Here is a 19,927-nt window from a genome sequence, read left to right on the forward strand (position 1 = left end):
TGAACCCATGAGCGACACCACCACCATCCGCTGGGAGCAGGACCAGGACGGCGTGGTCACCCTCGTCCTCGACGACCCCACCCAGTCCGTCAACACCATGAACGAGGCCTTCACGGCCGACTTCGAGGCCACCGTCGAGCGGCTGGCCGGCCTCGGCGACGCGTTGCGCGGCGTGGTGGTCACCTCCGGCAAGAAGACCTTCTTCGCCGGGGGAGACCTGCGGATGCTGTCCGCCGCCCGCCCCGAGGACGCCGAGGCCGTCTTCGAGAAGTCCATGCGGATCAAGCGCTCGCTGCGCAAGCTGGAGACCCTCGGCAAGCCGGTCGTCGCCGCCGTCAACGGCAGCGCGCTCGGCGGCGGCCTGGAGATCGCCCTCGCCTGCCACCACCGGATCGCGCTGAACACCCCCGCCAGCCGGATCGGCCTGCCCGAGGTCACCCTCGGCCTGCTGCCGGGCGGTGGCGGCGTCGTCCGCACGGTGCGGCTGTTCGGCATCACCGACGCCCTGCTGAAATTCCTGCTGCAGGGCCGCCAGTACCGCCCGGCGCAGGCGCTGGAGCACGGACTGGTACACGAACTGGTCGACACCCCGGAGGAGTTGACGGCCCGGGCGAAGGCCTGGATCGAGGCCAACCCGACCGCCGTCCAGCCCTGGGACGTCAAGGGCTACAAGATCCCCGGCGGCACCCCCGCCACCCCCGCCTTCGCCGCCAACCTGCCCGCCTTCCCGGCCAACCTGCGCAAGCAGCTCAACGGCGCGCCCTACCCGGCCCCGCGCAACGTGCTGGCCACCGCGGTGGAGAGCAGCCAGGTCGACGTCGACACCGCGATGGTGATCGAGGCCCGCTACTTCACCGAGCTGGCCTGCGGGCAGACCAGTAAGAACATGATCCAGGCGCTGTTCTTCGACATGCAGGCGGTCAACTCCGGCGCCGGGCGGCCCAAGGACGTCGAGAAGCGGCTGGTCCGCAAGGTCGCGGTGCTCGGCGCCGGGATGATGGGCGCCGGCATCGCCTACGCCTGCGCCAAGGCCGGCATCGAGGTGGTGCTCAAGGACGTCAGCACCGAGGCCGCCGAGCGCGGAAAGGCCTACTCCGAGGGCCTGCTGAACAAGGCGATCGCTCGCGGCCGCTCCACCGAGGCGAAGCGCGACGAACTGCTGGCCCGGATCACCCCCACCGGCGACGCCGCCGACCTGGCCGGCTGCGACGCGGTGATCGAGGCCGTCTTCGAGAACACCGAGCTCAAGCACAAGGTGTTCCAGGAGATCGAAGGCGTGGTCGCCCCCGACGCGCTGCTCTGCTCCAACACCTCCACCCTGCCGATCGGCGTGCTCGCCGAAGGCGTCCGGCGCACCGGCGACTTCATCGGGCTGCACTTCTTCTCGCCGGTCGACAAGATGCGCCTGGTCGAGATCATCCGGGGCCCGCAGACCGGCGACGAGGCGCTGGCCCGCGCCTTCGACCTGGTCCGGCAGATCGACCGGACCCCGATCGTGGTCAACGACTCCCGCGGCTTCTTCACCTCGCGGGTGATCGGCCAGTTCCTCAACGAGGGCGTCGCCATGGTCGGCGAGGGCATCCATCCGGCCTCCGTCGAGCAGGCCGCCGCCCAGGCCGGCTACCCCGCCAAGGTGCTCTCCCTGATGGACGAGCTCACCCTCACCCTGCCGCGCAAGATCCGCGACGAGTACCGGCGCGCGGTCGAGGCCGCCGGCGGCACCTGGACCCCGCACCCGGCGGACACGGTGGTGGACCGGATGGTCGACGAGTTCGGCCGCCCCGGGCGCAGCGGCGGCGCGGGCTTCTACGAGTACGGCGAGGACGGCAAGCGCGGCCGGCTCTGGCCGGGGCTGCTGGAGCACTTCGCCGGTGGCGCCGACGGTGCCGAACCGGTCGACCCCTCGGAGGTCCCGTTCGAGGACCTCAAGGAGCGGATGCTGTTCAGCGAGGCGATCGACTCGGTGCGCTGCCTGGAGGAGGGCGTGCTCACCTCGGTCGCCGACGCCAACGTGGGCTCCATCCTGGGCATCGGCTTCCCGGCCTGGACGGGCGGCGTCTTCCAGTACATCAACGGCTACCCGGGCGGCCCGGCCGGCTTCGCGGCCCGCGCCCGCGAACTCGCCGCCGCCTACGGCGAGCGGTTCGCGCCGCCGGCGCTGCTGGAGCGGATCGCGGCGGAGGGGCGGACCTTCACCGACTGACCACCTTCACCGACTGACAGAGTGGCGGAGGGGAGGGGGTGGGGCCGTGCGCGCGAGGGCGCGGCCCCACCCGGGTGCTGCTAGGTGCCGGGTTCCGCGCCGGGTTCCTCGCCGGATTCCTCGCCGGATTCCTCGCCGGGTTCCGCGCCGGGTTTCTCGCCTGACGCCTCGCCCAGCTCGTCGCCCAACTCCTCCCGCAGGAAGCGTTGGAACGCGGTGACCAGCGCCTGCGCCACCATCGGCTGGATGTGGTCGGTCAGCTCCTTCATCCGGGCCAGCTCCGCCGGATCCGGCTCGCTCTCCCGGTACGGCTTCCAGACCGTCTCCCGGAACAGCCGCTGCAGCTCCCGCGCGGTCGCCCGGCTGTGCTCCACCACCACCGCCCGGGCGGCCAGCAGCGTCTCCAGCGGGATCGGCACGTCCAGGATCCGCACGCCCAACGGCAGCAGGGCCGGATCCGTCCGGAACACCTCAGGGTCGGCGGTGCGCTCCAGCGCCCCCATCGCGACCAGGCGCTCCACCTGCTCCTCCGACAGCCCCCGACCGGCCCGCCGCTCCAACTGGGCCCGGCCCACCTCCTCGGCCGTCTCCGGTGTCCAGGACGCCACCAGCGCCCGGTGGATGGCCAGGCCCAGCGGGGTGCTGTCCTCCGGCAGCCGGGCCAGGTAGCGCTCGATCGCGGCCAAGGTCAGCCCCTGCCGCTGCAACTCCTCGATCAGCCCCAGCCGGTCCAGGTGCGCGGCCCCGTACAGCCCGACCCGCCGCGGACCCAGTTCCGGCGGCGGGAGCAGCCCCTTCGTCCCGTAGAACCGCACCGTCCGCACCGTCACCCCGGCCCGCGCCGCCAACTCGTCCACCGTCAGCCGCACCTCGCCGACCCCGGCGCCGTGCTCCCCCATCTGCTGCCTCCCGCGCTGGCACACTCCTGCTGTGACAGCTGCAGTGTGACAGTGCGGTGCGATCAGGTCCATCGGACGGGGTGGGCGGCCCGGGCGGTGGCGGCCCGGGCGGTGGCCCGGGCGGTGGGGGCCCGGAGGCGGTGGCCCGGGCGGTGGCGGCCCGGAGACTGCGAACGGCGCCCGCCCCGGCGTCGGTCGGGGCGGGCGCCGGGGCGGGGCACCTGTGGGTCTCTCGCGGGCCTCGGGTCAGGCGAGGGCGGCGTGGTGGCGGCGGGTGACCTCGGGGTGGGCCCGGGTGTAGCCCTTCCACTCGTTGAAGCCGAAGTCGGCGAAGAGGGGGTTGGCCGGGTCCTCGGTGGCGCCGGGGGCGTGGTGGGCGAGGGGGAAGTCGAGCGGCTCGATGTGGGCGTCGAGGCGGGGGTTGTAGAAGAACGGGACGGAGTAGCGCTCACGGGCTCCGGCCGGGCTGACCACGCGGTGGCTGGTCGCCTTGAGGTAGCCGTCGGTGGCCACCTCCAGCAGCTCGCCGAGGTTGACCACGAAGGCGCCGTCGAGCGGCGGGACGTCCAGGAAGGTGCCGTCCGGGCGCTCCACCTGGAGGCCGCCGACGGTGTCCTGGAGGAGCAGGGTGATGAACCCGTAGTCCTTGTGGGCGCCGACGCCCTGGCCGGCGCCGTCCGGCGCGGTGCCCGGGTAGCGGACCAGCTTGAGCCGCAGGTGGGGGTGGCCCGCGAAGGCGTCGTCGTAGAAGTCGGGGCGGGCGCCGATCGAGGCGAGGAGTTCGTGCAGCAGGCGGCGGGCGACCGCGCCGAGGTGGTCGATCCAGCCGAGCGCGGCGGTGCGCAGCTCGGGGAGCGCGGCCGGCCACTGGTTGGGACCCTCCAGCCACCAGTACGGGGGCTCGCCGCTGCCGGGGGCGTGCGGGGGCAGCTCGGCGCCGATGTCCAGCTGGTCGCGCCAGTCCTGGCTGCCGCCGGTGCGCTCGTCGCCGGTGCGGGTGTAGCCGCGGTAGTGGGGGGAGTTGAGGTTGCTCACGGAGAGCCGGTCGGCCTCGGGGAGGGCGAAGAAGGCGCGCATGGCTCCGGTGAGCGCGGCCGTCTCCTCCGGGGTGACGCCGTGGCCGACGAGCTGGAAGAAACCGACGCCGGTGGCGGCGGCACGGAGCTCGTCGTGCAGGCGGCGGCGGTCCTCGGGGCTGCCGTCGGCGAGCGAGAGGTCGATCACCGGGAGGGCCTCGGGGTGCGCCTCCGGGGTGGAACCGGATCCGGATATGGGCGTGTACTGCTGCGTCATGTGTGACATCCGCTGGTCTCGTCCCGGCTGGTCCCGGTGGTCGACCAGGGAAGGCCGGAGCCGCGCCTGGTGGGGCGGGTGCTCCGGTAGCCGGGAGGTGGTGGCGGCCGCGTCGGGGCTGCCGTGAGGGTGGGTGGCGCGAGGTTCAGCCGGAGCGTCGACAGGACATGGTCGTCACGCGGAGCAGGTCCACGTGGCGGCGGCGAACAAGGATGAGCACCTCACCAGGGTAGATGACCCGTTCGGTGCCGGGCGAGCCCCCCTGGGCGGAGGGGGCCGTCGAGGTCGTCAGGAGTTGTTGAGGTAGGCCAGGACGGCCAGGACCCGGCGGTTGTCGTCGTCGGAGGGCTGGAGGTCGAGGCGGACGAAGATCGACGCGGTGTGCTTGGCGACCGCCCGCTCGGTGATCACCAGCTGCTGGGCGATCGCCGCGTTCGAGCGGCCCTCGGCCATCAGCGCCAGCACCTGCCGCTCGCGCGGGGAGAGGGTGGAGACCGGGCCGGCCGAGGAGTTGTGGGTGAGCAGCCGGGTGATCACCTCCGGATCCATGGCCGTACCACCCTGGGAGACCCGGCGGACGGCGTCGAGGAACTGGGCACCGTCCAGCACGCGGTCCTTGAGCAGGTAGCCGATCCCGCCGGAGCTGCCGGCCAGCAGCTCGCGGGCGTAGAGCTGCTCCACGAACTGTGAGAGCACCAGCACGGGGAGTCCCGGGTGGGCCCGCCGGGCGGCGAGTGCCGCGCGCAGCCCCTCGTCCGTGAAGCTCGGCGGCAGCCGCACGTCGACCACGGCGATGTCGGGCCGGTCGGCGGCGACCGCGGCGAGCAACTGCTCGCCGTTCTCGACCGCCGCGGTGACCTTCATGCCGTTGGCCTCCAGCAACCGGGTCAGCCCGTCCCGGAGGAGGAAGAGGTCTTCGGCGATGACAACGCGCACGGGATCTCCAGGTTCACGATGGTCGGCCCACCGGACGGACTGCTGATCGCGAGTACCCCGTCGAAGGCGGCCAGTCGGCGTTCGGTTCCGCTGAGGCCGGTGCCCCGGGACGGGTCCGCGCCTCCGCGCCCGTCGTCGGTGACCGATATCCGCAGCAGCCCGTCACTGTGCCCTATCTCGATCCACACGTGCGAGGCCCCGGCGTGTTTCACCGCGTTGGCCAGCAGCTCGGTCACCGCGAAGTAGGCGGCCGACTCCACCGGTGCCGGGGCCCGGCCGGGCAGGCCCCCGGTGAAGGTGACCGGCAGCGGCAGGTCCAGCGCGGTGGCCTCCACCGCGTCGGCCAGGCCGCGGTCGGCCAGCACCGGCGGGTGGATGCCCCGGACCAAGTCCCGCAGTTCGCCGAGCGCCTTGACCGAGGACGTCCGGGCCTCGGCCAGCAGCGGCCCGAGGGCGTCCGGGTCGTGCTTCACCTGCTCGGCGACGGTCAGCAGCATGCCCAGCGCCACCAGCCGGGCCTGCGCCCCGTCGTGGAGGTCCCGCTCGATCCGGCGCAGCTCGGCCGCCCCGGCGTCGATGGTGTCCGCCCTGGTACGCGCCAGATGGCTGACCTGGCGGGCGAGTTCGGTCTGCCGAGAGGGCCCGAGCAGGGACCTGGCGGCCCTCTCGTGCAGCCTCAGGACGGGCGGTGCCGCCCACAGGAGGGCGAACGGGGCCGCCCAGACACCCATGCCGTAGACGATCACCAGCGGGAACAGCAGCCCGTTCCGGCCGAAGATCTCCAGGGCGATCGGCGCCAGCACCACGATCGCGGCGGTGAACAGCACGGCGAATCCGGTGAGGAGGGCCCAGGCGAAGTCCCGCCAGGTCGCCGGGTCGGCCAGCCAGCCGCCGGCCGACAGCCGCTGCCAGGCTCCGGCCCCCTCGGCCGGGCGGCGGTACGGTACCGGGATCGGTCGCCCGCTCCACCGCTCGACGACCCGCCGGCTCTCGGTGGCGATCCAGCGTGCGCCGAACAGCCCGAGCACCAGCAGCGAGGGCGCCAGCCAGAGCGAGACGGACCGGCCGCCGGGCGCGGCGCCGCCGTACAGGTGGGTCGCCGTCACCGCGAGCGCGCCCGGGGCGAACAGCGCGGCCCCCAGCGCCCGGCCGGAGCCGCCGGTGGCCCAGCAGAGCGCCCAGAGGGCGACCGGCCCCAGCGGCACCGCCAGGATGAGCGGCCCGCCCAGCCCGAAGTGCCCGGACTCGTCCGGACCGAACAGCGCGGCACCCAGCACGATCGGCCCGGCCAGCAGCGCGATCAGCCCCGTGACGGCCATCGTCGCCACGTACCAGGCGCGCACGCCGTCCGCGCAGGCTTGGCCCAGCCGTCGAGCCACCCCGGTGATCGCTTCCGTCCTCATGTCGCCCCCCTTTCGTCCCGGGCCTCGCGGGGCCCGAAGTCTGCCTGCCGGAGCCCTCCGTGAGCATCCGTCCCGATCTTCCGCGGAGTCAGTCTGCCCGCCGTGATCGTCCGGCGCTCTAGGCCTGAACACCCAGTTCGGGGTGTATCTGGATACACCCCGAGGACGCCGCCTAGACGGCTGTCCGGGCCCGACCGCGGATTCGTAGCGTGATGTTCCGTCAGCCGGTCCCGGGTCCCCCGGAGCCGGACCCCGAACCGTGGAGGGCCCGTGAACGCGCCGATCATCAGGATCCGCGGCGTCAGCAAGACGTACGACCGATCCGACGCCGCCCGTCCCGCCCTGGCCGGGCTCGACCTCGACGTGCGGGCCGGCGAAGCGGTGGCCGTGCTCGGCCGCTCGGGCAGCGGCAAGTCCACCCTGCTGAACCTGGTCGCCGGCCTCGACCGCCCGAGCGAGGGCGGCGTCGAGGTGGACGGCGTGGCCGTCCACGACCTCGGTGAGGCCGCGCTCGCCGAGTACCGGCGGACCAGGATCGGCATGGTGTTCCAGTTCTTCAACCTGCTGGACGACCTCAACGTCGAGGACAACGTGCTGCTCCCGGCCCAACTCGCCGGGATGCGGCGGGAGCAGGCCCGGGCCCGGGCCGGTGAGCTGCTGGAGCGGCTCGGGGTGGCCCGGCACGCGAAGGCCTTCCCCGGTCGGCTCTCCGGCGGCGAGCGCCAGCGCGTCGCGGTGGCCCGGGCGCTGATGAACCGTCCGCCGCTGCTGCTGGCCGACGAACCGACCGGAGCACTGGACACCGCCTCCGCCGCCGACGTCCGCGACCTGCTCCGCGGGCTCAACGCCGAGGGCCAGACGATCCTGCTGGTCACCCATGACACCGCGCTCGCCGAGGCCTGCGCCGACCGGACGATCGAGCTGCTCGACGGCCGCCTGGTCCGGGACACGGCGGCGGTGCCGGCCTCCGGCGGCCGGAGCGGGGTGGGCGCATGAACGCGATGGGCAAGGTGGTCCGCGCCGGGGTGGGCCGCAAGCGGGTGCAGACCCTGGTCATGGTGCTCACCACGATGATGTCCGTGACGGCGTGCATCCTCGCCCTCGGGCTGGTGGTCGCCGCCCAGGGCCCGTACGAGCGCGCCTTCACCGACCAGCGCGGCGCGCACCTCAACGTGCTGTACGACCGGACGAAGGCGAGCCCCGCCCAGCTGGCCGCGGCCGCGCACGCGCCCGGGGTGACGGCCTCGGCCGGCCCCTACCCGGCGGTGACCCTCCAACCGCGGGCCGGCCAGGACACCAGGATCCCGCCCGCGGGCAGCCTGCTGCCGCCGATGACGCTGGTCGGCCGGGCCCAGGACGGCCCGATGGACGACTTGCGGATCACCATGGGCCGCTGGATCGCGGGCCCCGGCGAGGTGGTGTTCCTGAACGGGCACTCCCCGCTGGCGGTCGGGGACTCCGCGCAGTTCCCGGAGCTGCCGGGGCAGCCGACGCTCAAGGTCGTCGGCCTGGCCGACTCGGTCTCCTGGAGCGCGGACGGCTGGGTCGCCCCCGAGCAGGTGGCCGGGCTGACGGCGCCGGGTACGACGCCCGCCGCCCAGTACCTCTACCGCTTCGCCCACGCGGGCAGCGACGCCGAGGTGGAGGCCGACCACGCGGCGATCGCCGCCGCGGTGCCGGGCGGAGCGCTCACCAAGGCCACCTCCTACCGGTCCGCCCGGGAGGAGGCCAACCGGACGGCCTCGACCTTCGTCCCGTTCGTCACGGCCTTCGGGGTGCTCGGCCTGGCCATGTCGGTGCTGATCATCGGCGTCGTGGTCGGTGGCGCGGTGAGTGCCGCCACCCGGCGGATCGGCATCCTCAAGTCCCTGGGCTTCACCCCGGCCCAGGTGGCGCGGGCCTACGTCGGGCAGGCGCTGATCCCCGCCGGGATCGGCACCGCGCTGGGCGTGCTGGGCGGCAATCTGCTGTCCGTGCCGGTGCTGGGAATGGCCCACAAGGCCCTGCGCGGCGGCCTGCTCGGCATCCCGCTCTGGGTGGACGCGGTGGTCGCGGTCGCGGCCCTGGGCGCGGTGGTCGGCACCTCGCTGGTGCCGGCCCTGCGGGCCGGGCGGCTGCGCACCGTGGAGGCGCTCGCGGTCGGCCGGACGGCGCCGGGCGCCAAGAGGGCGGCCGCCAGGGGTGCGGCGGGTCGGGCCGGAGTGGCGGGCCTGCTGTCCGGGGTGCGGGACGCGATCGGCCTGCTGCCGGTGCCGAGGGCGCTCAGCCTCGGGCTGGCATCCCCGCTGAACCGGCCGGGCCGCTCGGCGACCACCGCCGCCGCGGTGGTGCTCGGCACGGCCGGTGTCACCCTCTGCGTCGGGCTGACACTCTCCCTGGGCTCGCTCCAGGACGGCCTGACGGCCGACCGCGCGGGCAAGGTCCTGGTCCAGGTCCCGTTCGACGGCTCCGCACCGGTCGACCACGTGGACGAGGCAGCCGTGGCGAAGGCGATCGAGTCCCGCCCCGGGACCCGGGCCTGGTACAGCAGCGTGCCCGCCGCGGCGACGGTGGCCGGGAGTACCGATCGCTCCGAACTGGTCGCCTTCGCCGGCGACACCTCCTGGAGCGGCTTCCAGCTGGTCACGGGCCGCTGGTTCCACGGCGCCGGCGAGACGGTGGCCAGCGCCGCCTTCCTGCGGGCCAACCAGTTGAAGGTGGGGGACACCGTCACCCTCGCCGACCACGGGCGCACCACCCCGGCGAGGATCACCGGGGAGGTCATGACCACGCAGGACGTGGTGTTCCTGGACCGCGCTGCACTGGAGCCGCTCGGCGACGCGGTCCACGCCGAGGCGGTCTCCTTCCACATCGACCTCACCGCGGGCACCGACGCGGTGTCCTACGCCGACGGACTGGACGCGGTGGTCAAGCCGATGAGGCTGAGCGCCGACCCCGGCGAGGCGCACATCAACCTCGTGGTGCTGGCGGTGAACACCCTGGCGGGCACGCTCACCCTGCTGCTCTCGGTCGTGGCGGGGCTCGGGGTGCTCAACACCGTGCTGCTGGACACCCGGGACCGGGTGCACGACCTGGGGGTGCTCAAGGCTCTCGGGATGTCGCCCCGGCAAACCGTCGGCATGGTGCTCACCTCGGTCTGCGGCAGCGGCCTGCTGGCCGGCCTGGTCGGGGTCCCGATCGGGATCGGGGTGCACCACCTGGTGATGCCGGCGATGGCCCGCGCCGCCGGCATCGGGGTGCCGGACGCGGACCTCACGGTGTTCGCCCCGTCGGTGGTGGGGCCGCTGATATTCGGCGGGGTGGCGCTGGCCCTGCTCGGCGCCCTCCTGCCCGCGACCTGGGCCGCCCGCACCCGGACGGTCACGGCCCTGCGGACGGAGTGACGACGAAGTGCCCCGGAGGGCGACGGGCCCGCTCCCACAGGTGCCCGCCCCTCCGGGAGCGGGCCGGCCGAGGGCCACAGCGCCGACGGCCACGCGTGCGACGGCACTGGTTCACGCCCCGGCGAACCACTCCAGGCTCTGCCCGTGCGGCCCCGTGAAGGCGACCGGCCGCTCGTCCAGGGCGAGCGCGAACAGCCCGGAGCCGGCGGAGACCGGGCGGGGGAGTCGCTCCGCGACGGTCGGCAGGACGGAGACCGCCTCGTTGGAGATCCAGTGAGCAGGCAGCTCGCGCATGGTCGCCGCGAACTCCTCCCGTGCCTCCGGCGACAGGTAGGCGAGCACCGCGCTGTGGAACACCACCGGCGTCGAACCCGCCGGGGCCTGCGCCACCAACCCCCGTACGGTCGCGTTCAGATCGCCGCGAAACAGCAGCGGCGGTTCGGCCCGGGCGACCTGGACGGCGCCGCGCAGCCGCTCCAGCCGGTGGGTCTGCTCCGGCCACACCAGGGACTCCAGCCAGCGCATGTCCTCCTCGGACCGGACGTCCAGCGGATTGAGGTCGATTCCGGCGCGCCACACCACCTCGGGCAGCCGCTTCCGCGGGGCGTCCAGCTGGGGCACCGGCCCGCTCACCGCGCAGTCCAGCGTCACCGGGCTGCCAGCCGCGCCGAATTCCTCGGCCGAACCGGCCGAACCGGCCGCGCTGTTGGCATCGACCGCACCATCGGTACCGGTACCAGCCATGTACCGGTATCGGTATCGATACCGGTACCGGTCGGGATACAGGCAGAGTCCGGCCGAGGCGCCCACCTCGATCAACGCCAGCGGCTGCGGCAGCGAGGCCAGCAGTGGCAGCAGGGTGGCGCAGCGGCCTGCCTCGTTGGTCTGGGTCCGCCGCTCCAGCATCGTTGCCGAGACCTCGGCCCACCGCTCCACCGTCCAGGTATGGAAGGCCGGCCAGCCCTCCGTCACCGGTCCGCCGAGGTGCCGCACCGCGCCGAACAGCAGGTTCGGCTGCCGCTTGGCGTCCGGCAGTTCGTCCAGCCGGCCGAGCAACTCCGCATCGCCGGCCGTCCGTTCGGCCAGCTCCTGGTACATCGCCGAGTTGCCGCGCGCCTCCCGTTCCGCGAATGCCCGGTAGACGTCCCCCGTGACGCTGTCCATGGCCCGTACTCCCTTTCCCCGCCCCGATCGTGGCGCAGCCCCGGCCGGGCCTCTGCCCTCCGCCGTGCGGGCGCTGTCACGCGGTGACGCCGTGACGCCGTGACGCCGTCGCGCCGGAGCACGAGCCTACTGACCTGCGCCGCCGGCCCGATCACCCCCCCGCGACCCACACCCCCCCGCACCACCTACACCGTCCGCATCGCCGACGCCGGAGCTGCCACCGATCGGAGTGCCGCCACCAGTGCTCCGAGCACCGGCTGCCCCCAGGCGCTCTCCCGTACGGCGGCGTGCAGGGTCCGTACCGGCTCCGGGCCGCGCACCCGGCAGACCGTGACGCCCGGGTGGCGCTGCGTCAGCCCCAGTTCCGGAAGCAGTGACACTCCCAGCCCCGCCGCGACGAAGCCCTGGGCGGTGACGTAGTCCGCACCGTCCACCGCGAGCGCCGGACGGAAGCCGGCCGCGTCGCAGGCCTCCTCCACCAGGCTCCGACAGGGGCCGGGCGGCTCGGCGCCGACCCAGGGCTCGTCCGCCAGCTCGGACAGGTCCAGCACGCGCCGTCCGGCCAGCCGGTGCCCCCGGGGCAGCACGGCGCGGTACGGATCGTCCTGCAAGTGCACCAACCGCACGCCGGTCGGGGCCTCCTCGGACCGGAACACCACCGCGAGGTCGGCCCGGCCGTCCCGTACCTCGATGAGCGGGTCGACGGGGTCGGTCAGGCCCAGGTCGAGCCGCACGCCCGGGTACTCGCGGCGGAAGACGGCCAGCGCGGGTGCCACCAGGGCGGAGCCGGCCGTGGTGAAGTAACGGACGGTCAGGCAGCCGGTGCGTCCGGCCCGCAGGTCGGCCAGCGCCGCACCCGCCTCGGCGACCTGCCGGTCGATGGCTGCCGCGTGCCCGGCCAGCAGCAGCCCGGCGGCGGTCGGCCGCACGCCCCGCCCGATCCGTTCCAGCAGTGCCGTCCCGGTCTCCCGTTCCAGCGTGGACACCTGCTGGCTGACGGCGGACGGGGTGTAGCCGAGGGCGTCGGCGGCCGCGCTCACCGAGCCGTGGTCGACCACGGCGCGCAGCACCTGCATCCGGCGGACGTCGAGTGAGGCATTCATGCAGCGCAGCTTAAAGGTGATTCAGAACTTTTCGCTTGTGCTAAGTGATCACCGCGCGCGACCGTCATCGGGCACCCCGACACCCGAAACCCGACCGACACCACCACCGACAAGGAGCTGGACCGTGCTGCGGATGGCCGTCCTCGCACTGCTCTGGGGCTCAGGCTTCCTCTGGATCAGGCTCGCGCTGCAGCACGGGCTCACCCCGGTGCAGATCACCGTGCTGCGCGCCGCCCTCGGCGCCGCCGTCCTGCTGCTGCTCGCCCGCTCCGCCGGGCAACGCCTGCCACGCGGCGGCGCGCTCTGGCGGCGGCTCGCCGTGGCCGCGTTCTTCTGCAACGCCCTGCCGTTCCTGCTGACCGCCTACGGCGAACGCAGCGTCGGCTCCGGCCTGGCCGGGGTGCTGCACGCGACCACCCCGCTCTGGTTGGTGCTGATCGGCCTCGCCCTCGGGACGGAGCGGGCCCGGGGGCCACTGCGCCTTGCCGGTCTGCTGCTCGGCTTCGTCGGCGTGCTGCTGATCCTCGCCCCGTGGCAGGACAGCAGCGGAATCGGTGACGGCATCGGTGACGGAAACGGCGGCACCGGCGGGGGCATCAGCATCCCCGGGGCGCTCACCCTGCTCGGCGCGGCGGCGAGTTACGCCATCGCCTTCGCCTACATGGCCCGAGCATTCGCCGGGGCGGCCACCGCCCCGCTCGCCCTCTCCGCCGCCCAGCTCTCCGCCGCCGCCGGGCTGAGCACGATCGCCCTGCCCACGGTCGGCCCGCTGAACCCGCTCGCCGGCGCCGATCCGCTCGGCCTGGCCGCCGTCACCGTCCTCGGCATCGCCTGCACCGGGCTGACCTTCCATCTCAACTACCGCCTGATCGCCACCGAGGGCCCGACCGGCGCCGCCACCGTCGGCTACCTGCTGCCGGTCGTGTCCACCGTGCTCGGCGCCCTGGTCCTCGGCGAGCAGCTGACCGTACGGGCGGTGGCAGGGATGGCCGTCGTCCTCGCCGGGGTGTTCCTCGCGAAGCGCCGGCCGAAGCCCACCCCCGCCCCCGTATCGACCGCCCCCGCCCCCGTATCGACCGCCCCCGCACATGACTGAACGGACCATGCGCCCCGACTCCCTCTGGCGGATCCCCGACTTCCGCACCCTCTTCACCGCCACCGCCCTCACCCAACTCGGCACCAACGTCGGCTACGTCGCTGTCCCCCTGGTCGCCGTCGAGGCCCTCGACGCGGGCCCCGGCCAGGCCGGTCTGCTCGCCACCCTGAGTACCCTCGCCTTCCTGCTCATCGGCCTGCCCGCCGGTGCCTGGGTCGACCGGATGCACCACCGTCGCGTCCTGATCGTGGCCGACCTGGTGAAGGCCGCGCTCTACGCCTCCGTCCCGCTGGTCTGGTGGCTCGGCGGGCTGACCCTCGGGCAGCTGTACGCGGTCGCGCTGCTCACCGGCGCTGCCACGGTCTTCTTCGACGTCGGCTCGCAGAGCGTGCTACCCGGGCTGGTCGGCCGCGAGCACCTGGTGGACGCGAACTCCGCCGTGGTCGGGTTGATGGCGGTCGGCAATGTCGCCGGACGCGGCGCGGGCGGGCTGCTGGTCCAACTGCTCACCGCGCCACTGGCGATCGCCGTGACCGCGCTCAGCCACCTCGGCTCCGCCCTGCGACTGACCGCGCTGCGACTGACCGCGCTGCGACCGACCACGCTGCGACCGACCATGCTGCGACCGACCGCCCTGCGCCGCACCCCCGCTGATGACGTCCCCGTCCACCCCGACACCCCCACCCCCACCCCCACCTTCACCCCCGGTCTCGGCGCGCAGATCGCCGAGGGTCTGAGGCACGTCCTCGGCAACCCGGAGCTGCGGGCCCTGGCCGCCACCGCCTCCCTCAACAACCTCGGCTCGCAACTGGTCAACACCCTGCTCCCGGTGCTGTTCGTACGTGAACTGAACCTCCCCGCCTGGGCGTTGGGCCTGTTCTGGGCGGTCGGCGGGGTCGGCATCCTGCTCGGTTCGCGCTGCGCCCGCCCGGTCTCCGCCCGGCTCGGCGACGGTCGCACCCTCGCCCTGGCCGGCCTGTGCCTGGCGCCCGCCGGACTGCTGGTGCCGATGATCGGTGGCGGGCCGTGGCTGCTCCTGGCCGGGGCGGGCTGGCTGCTGGTCTCGCTCAAGACCGGCATGGACAACGTGCTCGGGGTGAGCCTGCGTCAGCGGATGACCGCGGACCACCTGCTCGGCCGGATGAACGCCACCTTCCGCTTCCTGCTCTTCGGCGCGCTCGCGATCGGCTCCGCGCTCTCCGGGCTGCTCGGCGAACTCCTCGGCCTGCGCACCACGCTCTGGCTCGGCGGGGCCGTCCTCGCGACGGCCTTCCTGCCGGTCTACCTGTCCCCGCTGCGCACCCGCCGCCGACCGTCCGCAGCACCGGTGAGCACGGCCACCAACGCCCCCACCAGTACGGCCCCCACCAGCCCGGCCCCCACCAGCCCGGCCCCCACCAGCCCGGCCCTCACCGGTACAGCCCCCACCGGTACGGCGCCCACCAGCCCGGCCCCTACCAGCCCGCCCCGGTACCGTGCCCCGGCTGCCAGCCCAGCCCCGGGTCCGGACGCGGACGGACGGTGTGCACCAGCGCGATGACCGACCAGACCAGCACGGTCAGCAGCGCGTAGAACAGCAGCAGCGCCCAGAACGGCGTGGTGGACAGGCTCCCGTCCTCGAACCGGCACCAGGCGTCCGGCGGGAGCCAGGAGGCGCCCGTCTCCAGCAGCCGACCGCCGCCCGACACCAGGCCGCGCTCGCAGCGCTCCCCGTAGCCCAGCGACCGCACGTACAGCAGGGCGTACAGCGCGCCCGCCGAGGCGAGGGAGAGACCGGCGCCGATGCCGAGGAGCACCGCCCGTCTTCGCCCGGCCGCCGTACGGATGTTCGTCACCGGGGCAGCGTACCGGCGCGGGGGCACCGGCCGAGGGAGGAGCGGCCCCCGGTGTTCAGCCGAGCAGCCCGCCCAGGTGTCCGTCCTCCGCGAGCAGCCGCCAGGACCGCCCGGGCGAGGCGAAGGCCTCCGGATCGACGCCCTCGACCAGCCGGTCCACCACGGTGCTCAGCAGCGACTGCGGGTCGAACACCGCCCAGGTGTCCCGGCCCCGGCCGTGCTCCCAGCGCTCCCACTCGGCGCGCAGCCGCTCGTACGTCCACAGGGCATAGAGCAGGGCGGTCAGGTCGCGGTTGAGGTAGGCCTCGGGCTGCCCGTCGTCGTACCAGTCGGGAAGTTCGAGCCGCCCGGTGGCGCCGTCCAGGGCGATGGTGAGGTCGGACGGCCAGTCCCCGAGCGCGAGGTAGTCCCGCTGGTACGGGCGTTCCTCCTCGCCGTCGAAGTACTCGGGGTACGCCTCCGCCATGGTGACCAGCGGCTCCTCGCACACCCCGAACATCGCACCGCCGAGCGGCAGTCCGACCTCGGTCAGCAGTCGGCGGGTCGGCTCGTGGGTGAGGGCGGCGGGCAGTGCCTCCGGCCGGAACCGGTGCACCCGGCCCGCCCCGCCGTCCTCGTCGGTCAGTGCCGCGAGCTCGGTGACCAGTTCGGTGCCGACCCGGTACGCGGGGCCGCCCGGGCCGCCGGGCAGCGCGCCCCAGCCCAGGGCGCGGACCAGCAGGGCCGTGCCCCAGTGCGCGGGCGTGGCGTCGTGCCCGAACAGCCCGGGGTCGATCTCCCGCATCCGCCGCTCGGTGCCGGCCGTCACCTCGGCCACCACGGCGGGCCCGCGCCGTCCGGCCAGCGCCTCCGGGCGCCGGGCCGCCTCGCCCACGGCCTCCACCTCCCGCACCAGCGCGGCCAGCGCGGGCAGGTCGGAGGCCAGCCGGTCCCGCCGGGGGCCGCCGTTGCCGAGGAGCACCTCGCCGGTGGTGCCGTCCAGCAGCACCAGGTCGCCGACGGGGGCGAAGGGGGTGCAGTAGTCCGTCTCCCCGAGGACGAAGAGCCGCTCCGGGCCGGCGGTCGGGAGGGCCTTCAGTGAGCCGCCGCCGAGCACCCGGAAGTCCAGGAACGCCCCGGCCGCCGGCAGCCCCTCCCGCACCAGGAACTTCCGGCTCCCCCCGTGCACCACGCCACCCGGCACCCCGGCCACCCGCACCCACTCCACGTGCCCCGCCCTTCCCCGTTCCGCCCCCTGTCCCACCCGACCCTAGCGGGCCGACCCGACAGCGCAGCCGCCCCTCCGGACCTGCCCCTCCGCACCTGCCCCGCCGCACCTGCCCCTCCGGACCCGCCGCCAGCCGGCACCCGCCCCGCCGCACCTGCCTGGACGCCGCCGTCGCCCGACTCCGCGCCCGACTCCGCGCCCGACTCCGCGCCGAGGGCCACGACATCAAGAACGAGGACGCCGCCCGCCTCTCCCCGTTCAAGGACCGGCAGGCACATCAACTTCCCGGGCCGCTACCTACCGTTCTACGGACGACGATGGGCCTGATCGCGGTGGAGCCTGCGCAGCCGGTCGCGTGGGGTGCGGGGCAGGCCGTCCACTACGCACTGCCAGGAGTGGCTGATCATTTCGGCGATCTCCTCGTCGGGGACCGTGCCGTCCAGGTGCACGGTGATCCAGTGCCACCGCGGGCCCTGGTACCCGTACCCGGGGCGTACCGCGGGGTGCTGCTCGTACAGGTGCAGGGCGAGGGCGGCTTCGCACTTCATGCTCAGCCGGTCGGGCTGGGAGGTGGTGGCCGCTGCCAGGGTGGCGAAGATCTTGCCGCCGGTCTTGTAGACGGGCCGGTGCGGGCCCCAGGGCTCTTCCTCACTGACCTCGGGCAGGTCCAGGGCGTATGCCGCGACCTCGTCGGGATTCATTCGGTGTCGTCTTTCGTGCGCGGGTAGGGCAGGTCGCCCGTCGGGACCCGGCCAGGTGCTCCCGTGGGGCGATGCCCCCGGGCCGAGGGGGAGCGCGATCGGCCGGTCCCTCGCCGGACCACGCTCCGAGCCAGGGCGTCCTGAGCCCGGGTCAGGCGTATTTGCCGAGGTCGCTGGCCTGGAGGGCGGCTTGGTCGTTGATGCCGATGACGTAGCCGTCCGGGTCGCGGAAGTAGAAGATGCGCTGGCCGGTGTGGTCGGTGTCGGTGTCCTTGACGATCTCGGCGTGCTGAGCGATGTGGTCGTGCACGCCGTCGAAGTCGTCCACGCCGAGGTAGAACATGCCGGCGAAGCCGATGGGGGTGTCGGCCAGGCTGGGCAGCCAGTTCTTCAGGTCGGTGTTGCTGTAGAGCATGGCGCAGAATCCGCCCCGGTAGAGCAGCATGTGGATGTCGTCGCCGGGGCGGGCGGTGCTGGAGTCGACGTCGAAGCCGAGCTGCTTGTAGAACGCGACGCTGGCCGCGGTGTCCTTGACGCTCAGGCAGGGAGCGAACGGCATGAATCCTCCATGATCGGGGGTGGGCGGTCTTCACCGGTGTGCGAGCGCGGGGCCGGCCGGCGCCCGGCGCCTGCGGTTTCTTTCTCCGCCGGTCGGGGCGTGCGTGCACTCCGGGGGCCGCCGTCCTGGTGAGAGCAGCCGCTGTGAGCGGCTGGGGCCGTCAGCGGGTGCTGCTGGTGCGGAAGGGCCGGCGGGAGGGGCCGAGCAGGACGGTCCCGCGGTTTCGCCCTCCGAAAAGACCGTAATGGCCGTATAGGACAGTTAATGTCCTATACGGCTCATGGTGGGGCTGCGCGGGCAGGGGCCGTGGCGCGTGGGTAGCGTCAGGGCCATGGCGTATGACGAGGTGCTGGCGGAGCGGGTCCGGGAGCTGCTGGAGGAGGACTGCGAGGTCGTCGCGAAGAAGATGTTCGGCGGACTCGTCTTCACGGTGCGGGGAAACACGGCGGTCGGCGTGGTCGGCGACGAACTGCTGGTACGAGTCGCCCCGGACGACACCCCACAGGCCCTCGCCCAGCCCGGCGCGCGGCCCTTCGAGGTCCGCGGCCGGATCTCGAAGGGCTGGGTCATCGTGGCGGGAGAAGTCCTCGACGACCACGTCCTGGACGACTGGCTGCAACTGGGGCAGAGGGCCGCTGCCGCACTTCCGCCGAAGTGACCCCCTCCGTCCCCGACGCGAGTTCCGGGAGGTGAGCCGGTTCCGCTTCCGCCCCGGGGCTCAGGCGAGTCCGCCCGCCTCGCGAGCCGCCTGCTCCACCCGGTCGCGGTGGGCCCGCCACCACGAAGCGTCGCCGGGGGCCGTGTTGGCGCCGTCGGAGCGCTGGCCGGTGGCGCCGTCGACGAGTTCGCGGACCAGGTCGGCATGGCCGACGTGCCGGTGGGTCTCGGCGATCAGGTGGACGAGTACCCGGTGCAGGGTCTGCTGCGGGCGGTCGCCGAACGGGAGTCGGCCGACGGCGTCCAGCGGCAGCGCCTCGATGGTGGCGTCCGAGTGCGCCCAGACCCGGCGGTAGCGCCCGACGATCTCCTCGGTGCTCTCCTCGGCCCGGGCCCACAGGTCGCCGTTCGGCTCGTCGGTGCCGATGATCCACAGCGGGGTCGGTTCGGGGAAGGGGCGCCCGAAGGTCTCGCCGAGGTACAGCGCCTCGGCTCCGGTGACGTGCTTGACCAGCCCCAGGAGATTGGTACCGGTGGGCGTGAGCGGTCGCCGGAGGTCGTACTCGGAGAGGCCGTCCAGCTTCCACAACAGGGCGTCGCGGGCGTCCTGGACGTAGATCCGCAGGTCGTTCTTGTCGTCGTTCGCCGTCATGGGATCAGTCTGTTGACCGCCGGGAACCTGTCCATCGGTTTAAGCCGGACCGGTCGAGCGTCGAGCCCGTCCCATGGGGCGAGCACCCGGGTCCCCGGCGGTCCGCGATGGTCCCCGGCGGTCCGCGACGGTCCCGGCAGTCCGCGACGGGCGCGGGCCCCGGGGACGCTGGGCGGGAACGCCGGTCAGCGCACGACGTCGAAGATCTGCTTCTGCAGGCCGTTGCCGTAGACCTGGTGCTCGACCAGCTCCAGCTTCTGGGTGTCCTTGTCCGTGGCGCTGAACAGGCGCTTGCCCGCGCCGAGCAGCAGCGGGTAGACGAGCAGGTGGTAGCGGTCGATCAGGCCGGCGTCCGAGAGGCTGTGGTTCAGGGCGGCGCTGCCGTGCAGGATGATCGGCCCGCCCTCGGTCTCCTTGAGTGCGGCGACCTGGTCGACCGAGCGCAGGATGGTGGTCTCGCCCCAGTTCGACACCAGGTCGTCCTCGGTGAGGGTGGTGGAGACGACGTACTTCGGCAGCGTCTTGTAGCGGGCGAACTCCGGCATGTCCGGCCAGACCGGGCTGAACGCCTGGTAGCTGACCCGGCCCAGCAGCATCGCGGTGGCCTCCTCCTGCTCCCGGCCCTTGATCTCGTAGGCCTCGGGGAGGAACTCGACGTCCTTGAAGGTCCATCCGGAGTTCCGGTAGCCGGGTTCGCCGCCGGGGGCCTCGACGACGCCGTCGAGCGAGATGAAGGCGGAGCTGATCAGGGTGCGCATGGGTGGTTCCTCGGTTCTCGTTGCTCTGCGGACGTCGCGACGTCCTCGGTTCTCGTGGGCTCTGCGGAGGCGGTTACG

Annotated in this window: 18 protein-coding genes; 6 read left to right on the forward strand and 12 right to left on the reverse strand. The window is 73.7% G+C overall.

Annotation, left to right across the window (positions count from 1 at the left end; genetic code table 11):
- The first annotated feature begins 7 nt into the window (after nucleotides 1–7).
- Complete coding sequence (locus tag ACIQWA_RS16830; RefSeq protein WP_402483059.1) at nucleotides 8–2,203, forward strand: 3-hydroxyacyl-CoA dehydrogenase NAD-binding domain-containing protein; 2,196 nt, start codon at nucleotides 8–10, stop codon at nucleotides 2,201–2,203.
- A gap of 80 nt (nucleotides 2,204–2,283) precedes the next feature.
- Here ACIQWA_RS16830 and ACIQWA_RS16835 read toward each other — a convergent pair whose 3' ends face one another.
- The 4 genes from ACIQWA_RS16835 to ACIQWA_RS16850 all read right to left on the reverse strand — a co-directional run bounded on the left by ACIQWA_RS16835 (nucleotide 2,284) and on the right by ACIQWA_RS16850 (nucleotide 6,734).
- Nucleotides 2,284–3,102, reverse strand: a complete 819-nt coding sequence (locus ACIQWA_RS16835) for a MerR family transcriptional regulator (protein ID WP_402483060.1) — start codon at nucleotides 3,100–3,102, stop codon at nucleotides 2,284–2,286.
- Nucleotides 3,103–3,348: 246 nt separating this feature from the next.
- Nucleotides 3,349–4,395, reverse strand: coding sequence for an isopenicillin N synthase family dioxygenase (locus ACIQWA_RS16840; RefSeq protein ID WP_402483063.1), 1,047 nt, complete (start codon nucleotides 4,393–4,395; stop codon nucleotides 3,349–3,351).
- A gap of 288 nt (nucleotides 4,396–4,683) precedes the next feature.
- Nucleotides 4,684–5,331 (reverse strand): response regulator, encoded by a 648-nt coding sequence (locus ACIQWA_RS16845; RefSeq protein ID WP_402483066.1) that lies wholly within the window; start codon nucleotides 5,329–5,331, stop codon nucleotides 4,684–4,686.
- A complete protein-coding gene (locus ACIQWA_RS16850) occupies nucleotides 5,283–6,734 on the reverse strand; it encodes a histidine kinase (protein ID WP_402483069.1) in 1,452 nt (483 codons plus the stop codon). The genes ACIQWA_RS16845 and ACIQWA_RS16850 overlap by 49 nt, the downstream gene beginning before the upstream one ends.
- A 270-nt stretch (nucleotides 6,735–7,004) precedes the next feature.
- On the opposite strand from ACIQWA_RS16850, the gene ACIQWA_RS16855 reads away from it, so the two are divergent.
- A complete protein-coding gene (locus tag ACIQWA_RS16855) occupies nucleotides 7,005–7,730 on the forward strand; it encodes an ABC transporter ATP-binding protein (RefSeq protein ID WP_402483071.1) in 726 nt (241 codons plus the stop codon).
- Nucleotides 7,727–10,117: an FtsX-like permease family protein gene (locus ACIQWA_RS16860; RefSeq protein ID WP_402483074.1), complete on the forward strand. Its 2,391-nt coding sequence runs from the start codon at nucleotides 7,727–7,729 to the stop codon at nucleotides 10,115–10,117. Before ACIQWA_RS16855 ends, ACIQWA_RS16860 begins: the two co-directional genes overlap by 4 nt.
- Before the next feature lie 111 nt (nucleotides 10,118–10,228).
- On the opposite strand, the gene ACIQWA_RS16865 is transcribed toward ACIQWA_RS16860, so the two are convergent.
- Both ACIQWA_RS16865 and ACIQWA_RS16870 read right to left on the reverse strand, forming a co-directional pair.
- Complete coding sequence (locus ACIQWA_RS16865; protein WP_402483077.1) at nucleotides 10,229–11,281, reverse strand: DUF2332 domain-containing protein; 1,053 nt, start codon at nucleotides 11,279–11,281, stop codon at nucleotides 10,229–10,231.
- A 185-nt stretch (nucleotides 11,282–11,466) separates the two neighbouring features.
- Nucleotides 11,467–12,357, reverse strand: coding sequence for a LysR family transcriptional regulator (locus ACIQWA_RS16870; protein WP_402483324.1), 891 nt, complete (start codon nucleotides 12,355–12,357; stop codon nucleotides 11,467–11,469).
- Between the two features lie 160 nt (nucleotides 12,358–12,517).
- Between ACIQWA_RS16870 and ACIQWA_RS16875 the strand changes: the two genes are divergently transcribed.
- Both ACIQWA_RS16875 and ACIQWA_RS16880 read left to right on the forward strand, forming a co-directional pair.
- Nucleotides 12,518–13,480 (forward strand): DMT family transporter, encoded by a 963-nt coding sequence (locus tag ACIQWA_RS16875; RefSeq protein ID WP_402483327.1) that lies wholly within the window; start codon nucleotides 12,518–12,520, stop codon nucleotides 13,478–13,480.
- The gene (locus ACIQWA_RS16880) at nucleotides 13,473–15,020 is read left to right on the forward strand and encodes an MFS transporter (RefSeq protein WP_402483080.1); all 1,548 of its coding nucleotides are present in this window, start codon (nucleotides 13,473–13,475) and stop codon (nucleotides 15,018–15,020) included. The genes ACIQWA_RS16875 and ACIQWA_RS16880 overlap by 8 nt, the downstream gene beginning before the upstream one ends.
- Here ACIQWA_RS16880 and ACIQWA_RS16885 read toward each other — a convergent pair.
- The 4 genes from ACIQWA_RS16885 to ACIQWA_RS16900 all read right to left on the reverse strand — a co-directional run bounded on the left by ACIQWA_RS16885 (nucleotide 14,935) and on the right by ACIQWA_RS16900 (nucleotide 17,782).
- Nucleotides 14,935–15,315, reverse strand: coding sequence for a hypothetical protein (locus ACIQWA_RS16885; protein ID WP_402483083.1), 381 nt, complete (start codon nucleotides 15,313–15,315; stop codon nucleotides 14,935–14,937). The two genes, ACIQWA_RS16880 and ACIQWA_RS16885, sit on opposite strands and share 86 nt — an antisense overlap.
- A 55-nt stretch (nucleotides 15,316–15,370) precedes the next feature.
- On the reverse strand, nucleotides 15,371–16,522 hold the full coding sequence (locus ACIQWA_RS16890; protein ID WP_402483085.1) for an SUKH-4 family immunity protein: 1,152 nt from the start codon (nucleotides 16,520–16,522) through the stop codon (nucleotides 15,371–15,373).
- A 305-nt stretch (nucleotides 16,523–16,827) separates the two neighbouring features.
- On the reverse strand, nucleotides 16,828–17,223 hold the full coding sequence (locus ACIQWA_RS16895) for an MmcQ/YjbR family DNA-binding protein (RefSeq protein ID WP_402483087.1): 396 nt from the start codon (nucleotides 17,221–17,223) through the stop codon (nucleotides 16,828–16,830).
- Nucleotides 17,224–17,374: 151 nt separating this feature from the next.
- A complete protein-coding gene (locus tag ACIQWA_RS16900; protein WP_402483089.1) occupies nucleotides 17,375–17,782 on the reverse strand; it encodes a VOC family protein in 408 nt (135 codons plus the stop codon).
- 331 nt (nucleotides 17,783–18,113) lie between these two features.
- On the opposite strand from ACIQWA_RS16900, the gene ACIQWA_RS16905 reads away from it, so the two are divergent.
- Nucleotides 18,114–18,440 carry a TfoX/Sxy family protein gene (locus tag ACIQWA_RS16905; protein WP_402483091.1) on the forward strand — a complete coding sequence of 109 codons (327 nt, stop codon included), beginning with the start codon at nucleotides 18,114–18,116 and terminating at the stop codon, nucleotides 18,438–18,440.
- A gap of 60 nt (nucleotides 18,441–18,500) precedes the next feature.
- Here the strand turns inward: ACIQWA_RS16905 and ACIQWA_RS16910 are convergent, their stop codons facing one another.
- Nucleotides 18,501–19,091 (reverse strand): DinB family protein, encoded by a 591-nt coding sequence (locus ACIQWA_RS16910; RefSeq protein WP_402483094.1) that lies wholly within the window; start codon nucleotides 19,089–19,091, stop codon nucleotides 18,501–18,503.
- A gap of 185 nt (nucleotides 19,092–19,276) precedes the next feature.
- The gene (locus ACIQWA_RS16915) at nucleotides 19,277–19,849 is read right to left on the reverse strand and encodes a dihydrofolate reductase family protein (RefSeq protein ID WP_402483097.1); all 573 of its coding nucleotides are present in this window, start codon (nucleotides 19,847–19,849) and stop codon (nucleotides 19,277–19,279) included.
- Nucleotides 19,850–19,927 lie beyond the last annotated feature (78 nt).

This window comes from Kitasatospora sp. NPDC098652, assembly GCF_044760155.1.
In the GTDB taxonomy this organism is placed as follows: Bacteria; Actinomycetota; Actinomycetes; order Streptomycetales; family Streptomycetaceae; genus Kitasatospora.

Excerpts from the sequence above, each read along its gene's own strand:
- ACIQWA_RS16830 (WP_402483059.1), top strand. The coding sequence starts at position 8 with ATGAGCGACACCACCACCATCCGCTGGGAGCAGGACCAGGACGGCGTG.
- ACIQWA_RS16835 (WP_402483060.1), bottom strand. The coding sequence starts at position 3,102 with ATGGGGGAGCACGGCGCCGGGGTCGGCGAGGTGCGGCTGACGGTGGAC.
- ACIQWA_RS16840 (WP_402483063.1), bottom strand. The coding sequence starts at position 4,395 with ATGACGCAGCAGTACACGCCCATATCCGGATCCGGTTCCACCCCGGAG.
- ACIQWA_RS16850 (WP_402483069.1), bottom strand. The coding sequence starts at position 6,734 with ATGAGGACGGAAGCGATCACCGGGGTGGCTCGACGGCTGGGCCAAGCC.
- ACIQWA_RS16860 (WP_402483074.1), top strand. The coding sequence starts at position 7,727 with ATGAACGCGATGGGCAAGGTGGTCCGCGCCGGGGTGGGCCGCAAGCGG.
- ACIQWA_RS16865 (WP_402483077.1), bottom strand. The coding sequence starts at position 11,281 with ATGGACAGCGTCACGGGGGACGTCTACCGGGCATTCGCGGAACGGGAG.
- ACIQWA_RS16870 (WP_402483324.1), bottom strand. The coding sequence starts at position 12,357 with ATGCAGGTGCTGCGCGCCGTGGTCGACCACGGCTCGGTGAGCGCGGCC.
- ACIQWA_RS16875 (WP_402483327.1), top strand. The coding sequence starts at position 12,518 with ATGGCCGTCCTCGCACTGCTCTGGGGCTCAGGCTTCCTCTGGATCAGG.
- ACIQWA_RS16880 (WP_402483080.1), top strand. The coding sequence starts at position 13,473 with ATGACTGAACGGACCATGCGCCCCGACTCCCTCTGGCGGATCCCCGAC.
- ACIQWA_RS16895 (WP_402483087.1), bottom strand. The coding sequence starts at position 17,223 with ATGAATCCCGACGAGGTCGCGGCATACGCCCTGGACCTGCCCGAGGTC.
- ACIQWA_RS16900 (WP_402483089.1), bottom strand. The coding sequence starts at position 17,782 with ATGCCGTTCGCTCCCTGCCTGAGCGTCAAGGACACCGCGGCCAGCGTC.
- ACIQWA_RS16905 (WP_402483091.1), top strand. The coding sequence starts at position 18,114 with ATGGCGTATGACGAGGTGCTGGCGGAGCGGGTCCGGGAGCTGCTGGAG.
- ACIQWA_RS16910 (WP_402483094.1), bottom strand. The coding sequence starts at position 19,091 with ATGACGGCGAACGACGACAAGAACGACCTGCGGATCTACGTCCAGGAC.
- ACIQWA_RS16915 (WP_402483097.1), bottom strand. The coding sequence starts at position 19,849 with ATGCGCACCCTGATCAGCTCCGCCTTCATCTCGCTCGACGGCGTCGTC.